The following is a 2356-nucleotide window of genomic DNA, read 5'->3' on the forward strand; positions in this document are numbered from 1 at the left end:
TACTGCACCGGGGACGGTGTGGGAGAGTAGGTCGCCGCCGGACAATCTTTTATGAGGGCCCTCACCTTTCGGTGGGGGCCTTCGTGCTTTCCGGGAAGGGTTCCGAACGGGAGGCCGGCCTGGGGCCCTCGCCGGCTCTCATACCCTGGAATCTGAAATGGCTGAGGGGATCCAGCGGCCCTGCGGAGGCTCCCGGGTTCAGGGACGGAGTTCCAAGACGTGCCTCGGAACCGGAGGCTGAGAGAGCCGCCGTACGCCTACGGAAAACCAGAAGCCCCGGCCGATGAGGACCGGGGCTTCTCGCGTTGGAGCGCCGCTCGTCAGGGCGTGATGAAGAGGGCGTCGCCCACGGTCCGCTCCGCGCCGTCCGAGGGCCGGTTGACGGGCTTGTGGCCGACGACCATCACGCTGGAGCCACCACCGTCGAAGTTGATGGCCTGCTTGGCGCCCAGCCACCGCATCAGCTGAGCAGCCTCCACCATCGAGGCGCCCACGGAGATACCCGGGTTGCGCCCGTCGACCGTGGCCAGGATCAGCCCGCCCGACTTGTTGACACCGACCATCGTGCGCGGGTGGCGCCGGAGCATCATGTTGACCGAGGCGTGTCCGTCGGCCGCCGCGGTGATGCGCACCCGGCCGTTCCTGACCAGCCCGACCCCGCCGCCCATGATGTATGTATCAGGGGTGAGCGGTATCGCCCGCTGCGTCCGCAGGTCGATGACCTTGGTGTCCAGTTTCATCCAGGTGCCCTGCGTGTGTTCCTGGAGCCAGACGGCCGCCAGGCCGGTGCCGTGAAGCACGTAGGTGCCCCGGGCGACGATGCCGCCGGCCTGGCGGACCTTGACGACCTGGCCCTGGGCGTCGATGACGGCCTCGATGCCGCCGTCGGTGGCCGTCTTGCTGCCGAATTCCTCGGTGTAGAGGACGAGCTCGTCGCTTCCGGCGGCCCGGTTGATGCCGTTGACCTCGGCCTTCGTGCCGTCCGAGGAGATCGCGGTGACCTGGGTTCGCAACTCGGTGATCCGGGCCTTACGGCCCTGGGTGATGACGAGGCCGCTGCGGCCTGGCACGGCCTCGCTGAGCAGCCTGCCGCCCACCACGGAGACACCGACCGGGTCGCCCTGAAGGGCCTTGGCGGTGTGGATGTTGAAGAAGCCGCCGTTGACCCCGGCGATGGCGCCGGTCAGTTTCGACATCGAGCTGGTGGTCTCGCGCTTGGCCACGCTCTTGCCGACGCTCGTCTTGAAGGATCCTTTGAACACCTTCGGGTCGACCATCAGCACGCTCATGTTCCAGGGGCCGGTGGTCTCGGTGCCGTCGTCGCCGAGATAGTCGGTCTTGGCCCGGATGCCCTGCTCCTTGAGTTCCTTCACGACCTTGTCGGCCTCGGCTCGCTTGCCGAATGACCACAGGCCGATCCTGACCATGTATCGCTCCACAGCCGGGGCGTCCGCTGCGGCGGGCTGCACGATCCGCAGGATGCTGGGAGTGAACCCCGCCGCCTCCACGGCCTCGGCGACCGTCTGAGCGGCGTCCAGGCGGCCGTCGTCGTGGCCGTTGGGCATGAGGGCGGAGACTGTCCAGCCCTGTGTGGACTTGCCGTGCTTCACGCTGAAAAGATCAATGCCCGGTGCCACACTCTGCTGGTTTTTCACCGTGGCCATGCTCATACCCAGTGGGAACGCGGAGGAGGGAAACCCCGAACTCGCCTGCTCGGCCTCAGCGGGAATCGCTGTGGCGGTGAGCGCTAGGGCCGTGAATCCGGCGACAAGGCGTCGCGACATGTATATCTCTCCCCGTTGGTTTCAGAGTTCGTGCACCATCGTGCCGAGATCTACGGGGCGAGGGGAGCGAAACACGCGAAACATCCCAAGAAAGTGTTGCTGCTCACGCAGGGTCATGTCACCCGCGGGAGAATTCACATGCCCGCGACGGTCCCGACCGGGTCAACGGTCCTGGTCAATAAGGATTAGTCCCTGGCCGTTTCGTTGCGACAGCGAGAATGCGACGCTACGGTGCAGTAGGCCGCATTTCCTCAGATCAAGCGGCACATCTTTCCGAGAGGCAGCCGTCATGGGGCTGAGCATTCTCATCGTGATCATCGCAAGCGTGATCCTCGGTGTCATCCTCGGGGCGATCCTGACGCGTCCGCGCCGCTGGGATCTCCACATCTGCGTGGATGACCCCGTTCACATGGATGCCGCATCCGACAGACACGGTTAGTGCAGTTCGCGTACGAAGTCGGTTCAGGAAGACCCGGAAAAGTCCGCAGGAGTTACCGCGGGACGGATCGCCGCATTCGGTCGTCGGGGAAAGCGGTGATCGGGGTAAACGGACGGTCGTGGGTCGTACGGAA

Annotated in this window: 2 protein-coding genes; one reads left to right on the forward strand and one right to left on the reverse strand. The window is 65.6% G+C overall.

Going from position 1 to position 2356, the window contains the following annotated elements:
• Window positions 1-320: 320 nt before the first annotated feature.
• On the reverse strand, window positions 321-1610 hold the full coding sequence (locus ABZU75_RS46215) for a phosphodiester glycosidase family protein (RefSeq protein ID WP_355569886.1): 1290 nt from the start codon (window positions 1608-1610) through the stop codon (window positions 321-323).
• A 463-nt stretch (window positions 1611-2073) separates the two neighbouring features.
• On the opposite strand from ABZU75_RS46215, the gene ABZU75_RS46220 reads away from it, so the two are divergent.
• Window positions 2074-2223, forward strand: a complete 150-nt coding sequence (locus tag ABZU75_RS46220; RefSeq protein WP_355569889.1) for a hypothetical protein — start codon at window positions 2074-2076, stop codon at window positions 2221-2223.
• The last annotated feature ends 133 nt before the right edge of the window (window positions 2224-2356 follow it).

It is taken from the genome of Streptosporangium sp. NPDC005286, assembly GCF_040607515.1.
GTDB lineage: Bacteria > Actinomycetota > Actinomycetes > Streptosporangiales > Streptosporangiaceae > Streptosporangium.

Bases quoted from the DNA above. Each gene is read 5' to 3' on its own strand.
- ABZU75_RS46220 (WP_355569889.1), top strand. From the start codon at position 2,074: ATGGGGCTGAGCATTCTCATCGTGATCATCGCAAGCGTGATCCTCGGT.